This window comes from Pseudoduganella sp. RAF53_2 (assembly GCF_052113985.1).
Lineage (GTDB): Bacteria > Pseudomonadota > Gammaproteobacteria > Burkholderiales > Burkholderiaceae_D > Rugamonas.
The window spans coordinates 1-6,375 of the sequence record NZ_JBFRDW010000345.1 but is presented as its reverse complement, the minus strand read 5'-3'; the positions used below and the strand labels follow the sequence as shown (position 1 = coordinate 6,375).

At 61.5% G+C, this 6,375-nt stretch carries 7 protein-coding genes and 1 pseudogene; 4 read left to right on the top strand and 4 right to left on the bottom strand.

Annotated elements, in window-relative coordinates; all coding sequences use genetic code 11:
* Both AB4Z11_RS19505 and AB4Z11_RS19500 read right to left on the bottom strand, forming a co-directional pair.
* Nucleotides 1-652 (bottom strand): annotated as a pseudogene (locus tag AB4Z11_RS19505) (transporter); the annotation flags it as partial.
* A gap of 21 nt (nt 653-673) precedes the next feature.
* Nucleotides 674-1,441 carry a C39 family peptidase gene (locus AB4Z11_RS19500; protein ID WP_442027027.1) on the bottom strand — a complete coding sequence of 256 codons (768 nt, stop codon included), beginning with the start codon at nt 1,439-1,441 and terminating at the stop codon, nt 674-676.
* Between the two features lie 565 nt (nt 1,442-2,006).
* Between AB4Z11_RS19500 and AB4Z11_RS19495 the strand changes: the two genes are divergently transcribed.
* From AB4Z11_RS19495 to AB4Z11_RS19480, 4 genes are read left to right on the top strand one after another with little or no spacing between them, the layout of a single operon-like run.
* The gene (locus tag AB4Z11_RS19495) at nt 2,007-2,519 is read left to right on the top strand and encodes a DUF6160 family protein (RefSeq protein WP_442027025.1); all 513 of its coding nucleotides are present in this window, start codon (nt 2,007-2,009) and stop codon (nt 2,517-2,519) included.
* Between the two features lie 45 nt (nt 2,520-2,564).
* On the top strand, nt 2,565-3,350 hold the full coding sequence (locus AB4Z11_RS19490; RefSeq protein WP_442027023.1) for a hypothetical protein: 786 nt from the start codon (nt 2,565-2,567) through the stop codon (nt 3,348-3,350).
* Nucleotides 3,350-4,198 carry a hypothetical protein gene (locus AB4Z11_RS19485; protein ID WP_442027022.1) on the top strand — a complete coding sequence of 283 codons (849 nt, stop codon included), beginning with the start codon at nt 3,350-3,352 and terminating at the stop codon, nt 4,196-4,198. The genes AB4Z11_RS19490 and AB4Z11_RS19485 overlap by 1 nt, the downstream gene beginning before the upstream one ends.
* Entirely contained in the window at nt 4,195-4,656 is a 462-nt protein-coding gene (locus AB4Z11_RS19480) for a hypothetical protein (RefSeq protein WP_442027020.1), read from the top strand. The genes AB4Z11_RS19485 and AB4Z11_RS19480 overlap by 4 nt, the downstream gene beginning before the upstream one ends.
* A 4-nt stretch (nt 4,657-4,660) precedes the next feature.
* Here AB4Z11_RS19480 and AB4Z11_RS19475 read toward each other — a convergent pair whose 3' ends face one another.
* Both AB4Z11_RS19475 and AB4Z11_RS19470 read right to left on the bottom strand, forming a co-directional pair.
* Entirely contained in the window at nt 4,661-5,233 is a 573-nt protein-coding gene (locus tag AB4Z11_RS19475; RefSeq protein WP_442027018.1) for a hypothetical protein, read from the bottom strand.
* Between the two features lie 73 nt (nt 5,234-5,306).
* Nucleotides 5,307-6,375 (bottom strand): MFS transporter (locus tag AB4Z11_RS19470; protein ID WP_442027017.1); only part of this gene is annotated, 1,069 nt, incomplete at its 5' end.

Genomic DNA, 6,375 nt, shown 5'->3' with positions numbered 1-6,375 from the left:
GCGCAACCGGATCGACGATGCGGTTCACGTTCAGGCCCAGCGACAGCGCAGCCACGCCGCTGCCGGTCGCCTCGCCGCTGCCGGCGATGATCTTGAACGGACTGCGGCCGCTCGGCAGGCGCAGGTTGCCGGTGAAGGTCAGGCCGGCGGTATCGCGGCGCGCTTCAAACGGCTGGAAGCGCGCACCCAGCGAGATGTCGCCCACCGAATTCGATACGCCGCTGTGGCCCTTGGTTTCCGCATACTTGGTGATGAGGGGCAGGGTGACGTTGGCGGTCAGATTGTCCATCACGCCGTAATCGGCGGAGAAGGTATTGGTGATGATGTGGGAGTTGACGTTCTCGATGTCGAACAGCGTCAGGCCGCTGGTGGTGAAGTCGGTAACGATTTTCTCCTGGCCGATATAGCTGTAGTTCAGGTCATAGGTGTACTGGATTTTTCCTTTGCGGATCAGGGAGTATTGCTTGTCGACTGCGGTCAGGGTTTCCTTCAGCAGCGCGGTCTGGTCGCCTTCACCCTCTTTCTTGGCGAGTGCTTCGCGCGCGGCGTCCGCGCTGACGGGCGTGGTTGTCTGGCTCTCCTGGGCCCCTGCGTTCATCGTGTGCACCAGCAGGGCTGAAGCAAGAAAGACAGGCAGTTTGCTCAATTTCATACTTAGGTTCCTTATGCTGACTTATTGACGATGCATCCACGTGCCGGAAACGCCGGAGTTGACGGCACGTTCAAGCTGCAGGGTGGCGTGATTGAGGGCGTCAAGCCGTCCCTGGTTGGTCACGCGGTCCATATCGACCACGCCCAATTCCTTGTCCGTCAACGCGAGCAGCGCCGGCGGCTTCTTGTCCTCTGGAAGCGAGAGGATGAAGAGAGTGTTGTTGTCCCACCACTTGGAGAAGTCCTCCACCGAGAACACGATGTTCCCGGCCGACGGATCGGCGATGTAGACGATGCCGTTACGTACGCCACGCAGCACCACGAAGTGTTTGGCGCCGCCATAAGTGATGGGGACGATGCCCGGCTCGGTCAGCTCCAGCAGGTCCTTGATTTCGGCTTTGTAGCCGGCGCCGGTGACGCCCAGCGCAGCCGTGTAGCGTTTCATGTCCAGCAGCGAGAAGCCGCGGCGCTCGATGATCTTTTCCTTCTCGCCTTTTTCCAGCATGCCTTCCATGGCCTGCTGCTCGGTGACCTTCAGGCCGAGGTGGTAAGTGAGGATGGTGACCAGCGCAGCGGAACCGCAGCTGAAGTCGTAAGCCTGGCGCACGATGTGTTTGTACTTGAGCTCAGAGTAGGGCTCGATCGTGACTTCCGAGGCATAGGCGCCGCCGCCCACCAGGCTTTGTGGGATCTCGTACTGGTCTTTGGGGCGGTCCGCCACGTCGTGGCGCGACAACACGCCAGCGCCGCCGATCAGGGCCGCAATGACGCCCATCAGCAGCATCAGCATGGCGCCCTCCCTTGCGTAGGGATAGCAGGGCCCACACGCGCTGCGCGCGCGCGAAAAAGGATGTCTCCCATGGATGTCTCCGTCTCGTCTATTTATTTTTATCGAACGACCGTGCTTTTAAAAAGCGAGCGTTCGTACTTATATTTTTTGTAAGGATTAACGCATGATTGCCACGAGCACGGCAGCAAAATAATTAGAGGCACAACTCTATTGCGCTTTACTCAACAAGTGCTATCACGCGTGCGCATGTGCGCGCGGGTTTTCTTCCTTATGGAACAAGGAGATACGAGAAACGGACGGGACCGCGGGCAGTGTGGCAAACAACCGACGTCGCAACTTTGATGCAACACGCTTTTCACTCTTGATGGCTCGCAAGGCCAACTATTTGGCTTGATCGGTCAATGCGAAAAGCTAGACCCAGCCGGGCGCGAAAACCTATCATAAATTTAATTAATATTGAAAAAATATTAAGAAGGCGTCTCGCTGCACCGATCTTACCGGGCGGTATGGCATAAGGGGACGCGGAGGACGAACAAATCAACCAAAAACCTACGGAGATACACCTATGAAACGCATTACCGCTGCTGTTGCCGTTGCCCTGTCCACCCTGGCCCTGTCCGCTTCGGCCATGACCCCGATCAAAGATGCCGAGCTGAGCGCTGTTACCGGCCAGGACGGTGTGTCCATCGCTGCAAACCTGAACATCAAGATGGATTCCTTCGTCTACACCGACACCGACGCTCTGGATGCACAAGGCATGGGTGGTGGTAGCGTCAGCTTCAACGGCATCAAGGTCAACGGCCTGATCGCTGCTTCCATCGACATCCTGTCGAAGAACTCCTTCCTGGCTGCTGCCGGCGCTGCTGGCGTGACCAACCCAGGCACCTTCTACAACCCGGTATCGGGCGGCGACGTGGTGCAGATCGCTATCCCGGCTGACGTGCAAGTTGCTGCCGGCAAGCTGCTGAACATCTCCGTTGACTCCATCAAAATGGGCGGCAGCACCGCATCCTACGGTTCGATGGCTATGAACCAGCTGGACCTGCGCGGCACCACCGTGTGGATCTGGGCTCATTAATCTGAACCCGGCGGCCGGCACACCGGCCGCTTTCTCTTTTTACCCATGAGCATTCGTCTCGGTTTGGCCGCTACGGCGGCCGTCTTTTTCTGCACCTCGGCCTATGCGCAGCTGAAGCCGATGAGCGATGAGGAACTGTCGCGCACGCGCGGCCAGGGCCTCATCGCCATCAGCAATAGCCGTCTCGGCGATTTCGACTTCACGCGTGTCGCGCTCGATGCGGACGTGACGCTGAACGCCAACTTCCGCAATATGCGCCTGGGGGATTACACCTACGCCTCCAAATCGGGCGCGGATATCGACATGCCCCTGCTGCAGTTTGGCCGCAGCGATGGCACGGCCGCCCAGCGTACGGTGCAGATCTCCAATCCGTATTTCGAATTCGTGTATCGCGCCGGGACCGATCCGTCCACGCCGCGCGAAGTAGTGGGCATGCGCTTCGGCTTTGACGCCATCAGTGGCGATGTCGGCCTGAAGCTGAATACCCTGTCCGGTTCCATGCTGGTCAACGGCACTGCCGCCGACGGTTCCGCGGTCACGCTCGACTCGCACACCGACACCACCGGCGGCGGCAAGCGCTGGGATGGCAGCTGCACCGGTTCCTGTCTCAGCCTGGCGCAACTGGGCGGCGTACACGCCGGCGACGCCAGCGGTCCAAGCCGCGACTTCTGGATTTCGGTGCTGAAGACGGGCGTGCAATTCCAGGCGCCATCCGGCACCACGCAGCTGCCCGATATGGCGCAGGCAGGAATCTGGATGAACTGGCGTGACAAGCTGCAAGCCATCAGCACCAACGGCATCACGCCTCCTAATCTGCCACCGGTGCGCTGATGCGAATCGCTGCTCTCGTCCTCTGCCTCGCCTGCGCGCCTGCTTGCGCCAAAGGCTTGAAGCCGCTGAGCGACGAGACGCTGTCGGCGGTGCGCGGCGGCGATGGCGTGAGTTTTGATTTGTCCGGTTTCTCCATGAACGGCACGGCGCGCGCGACTTTCACTGCATCGCCGGGCTACAGCATCTGGAAGGAAAACTTCAGCGCTGCGCGCAGCGACAGCCCGGTCGAATTTTCCGATCCCTACCGGCTTGATGTCATCTCCGGCGCGGCAGGCCTGGCGGATGTGATCCGCTTTTCCCTGCCTACCAATACCGACGCTTCGCAAAAATGGCAGTTCGCCTATGACCTCGGTGTGGAGGCCGATGGCATCACGCGCAACGCCGGCAGCTTCGTCTTCAACGACGTGGTGTTCCAGGGCGGCGGCTGGCAATTCTCCACGCCGCGTGTGAGCGATGGTGTCGCCTTCGGCCTTGGCCTGCGCATGGACATCGGCCAGTTCGCACTGCGTCCGGCAGGCCGCGACAACGCTGGCGAACAAATCGCGCTGCAAGGCATTCACATCGGCGAGGTCGATGCGGACGGCAACTTCACCGGCGCGCCATGGAAGATTGCGGATGTGGCTTCGCAGCCGGCCGTGATCAACGCGGTGGCCGACGAAAATGGTCCGCGTCTGCACATCGGCATCGACTGGCCGGACGCCAGGTACGGCAGCGGCCAGGCCGCAACCGGCGGCATCCAGATCGACAAGATTTCCTTCACCAGCCCGGCGACGGGCACCACGGATCTGGGCTCATCGCGCATCGGCTCGATCCAGATCCAGTACCTCGATATCAAGTTCCGCCAATGAAGCGCCTGTTCGCCTTTGCACTGCTGCTGACCGGCGCCGTACACGCCGCACCGCCGCTGCGGGCGCTGGACGACAAGGAACTGGAGAAGGTCAATGCGCGCGACGGCATCAGCTTCGCCGCCCACATCGTGATCAACGATCCTTCGCTGGTGGGCGCCGTCAGCGACAGCCGCCTGTCACTGGGCTTCAACGATGGCGCGCAATCGCACTACGTCGTGCTGCGCAATGTGCGCGGCGTGATCGACATGTCCACCGTGAGCATCGACGTGCACCAGAAACCGGACGGCGGCGACTACGTGGCGCTGACCTTGCCGGGCACGGTGCACTACACGAACTTYGGCTTCGAATCGATGAGCGTGCAGAATGATCCCAATGCGGCAGTCACCAACAGCCTTGGCAGCTTCAATGTCAGTGGGGATGTGCACATGACCGGCCAGGTCAGGATGTGGGCGCACTAAGAAATCAGTGCTTGACGTAGGTGACGGTGGTGGTGAGGTCGATGGCCTGCATCGTCGTGTTGTTGCCCTGGACGCGCACATTCCGCACACTGAGTTCGCCCGCCGTAAAAGGCAGGCTTAAAGAAATGGTGCCATCGGCGTTGCTCATGGCCGAAGCGCGGCCCGGCTCGACCAGCGCCATATCCGGAGTGAAGTCCGATTCCACGATAACCAGTACGGGATCAAGCAGTGTGGCGAGATCACCCACCACTTCCACGCCGTTCCGATGCAGCTGCTGGCGCACTTCGCGCGCCATATCGCCGCGCAGGCCCTGACCGGTAACGCCGCTCAGTTTTGCATCGTCCACCGGCTGCGCCGCGATGGCGACCGGCTCCGCGCTGGCTTCGGTTGCATAGAATTCGAGTGGTGCGAGCAGGGCGCCAATAAAGGCGGCCGCCATGCGCAGGTGGCGCTGCTTGCGCAGCATTTCCTGCACATTCTGCTGCGTGAGCAGATGCCATTCGGTGAGGATGTCGCCCAGGCGCTGGCCCGTGCTGCGCTGCTGCGCGATGGCGCGCGCCAGCTGGTCCTCGGTCACGAGGTGATTCTGGACCAGCAGCTGTCCAAATAATTGCGGTGATTGATCTGGCCTGAACCAGGGCATATAAGCCTCACGCTATGGCGCGTTGTTCGGTGAACTCCGTCAGGTACAGGATAAACGCAGCGGCCGGGAACAGCAAGCCGGTTAACATCACGCCTTGCCAGCCATAGTTGGAGAACATCCACGCACCCAGTGAAGACCCGAGCGCGCCGCCGAGGAAGAAGATGGCGATATACAGTCCGTTCAGGCGGCTGCGCACTTCAGCACCCAGCGTGAAGATGGCGCGCTGGCCCACCACCAGGTTGGCGGAAACGCCCATGTCCAGCACCACCGCAGCAGCAACCAGCAGGCCCAGTTCCAATTCGCGGCTGCCCGTCACCAGCAAGGGCACGGCGAATGCCAGCATGGCGGCTGCCAGCGCCATCGCAGTGGTCGAACGGGATTTCCCCTGGTCCGCGCGGCGGCCTGCGATCGGCGAGGCGATGGCTCCTGCCACGCCGACCAATGCAAAGATCGCGATGCCGGTTTGCGACAGGCCGAATTTGGGRCTGGAGAGAATCAGCGGCGTGGTGGTCCAGAACAGGCTGAAGGCGCCGAAGGTGCAAGCCTGGTAAGCCGCGCGGCGGCGCAGGATGGGTGTGGTCGCCAGCAGATGCCACATGGRGCGCAGCAGTTCACCGTAACGCATGGTGCCATGCGGCTGGCGCAGCGGCAGCCGTTTGCTCAGCACCAAAGCCAGAAGCGCCGTCAGTACGGCCGAAATCACGAAGATGGCATGCCAGCCCAGTGCGTCGGCGACCAGACTGGAGACCGGACGCGCCAGCATGATTCCGAGCAGCAGACCGCTCATGACAGTGCCCACCGTTTGCCCGCGCCGTTCGGGCGAGGACATGTGGGCAGCAATGGGCACCAGCACTTGCGCGGCAACGGCGGTCAGGCCGATGGCGAAGGCGGCGGCGAGGAACAGCAGGGCGCTGCTGGTGGATGCGGCAGCGACGAGACTGAGCGCAGTCGCCAGCAGCAGGGTGACGATCAGCTTGCGGTTTTCCAGCAGGTCGCCGAGAGGGACGATGAACAGCAGGCCAAGGCAGTAGCCGATCTGCGTCAGCGTGACAATCACGCCGGCCGCACCCGGATCG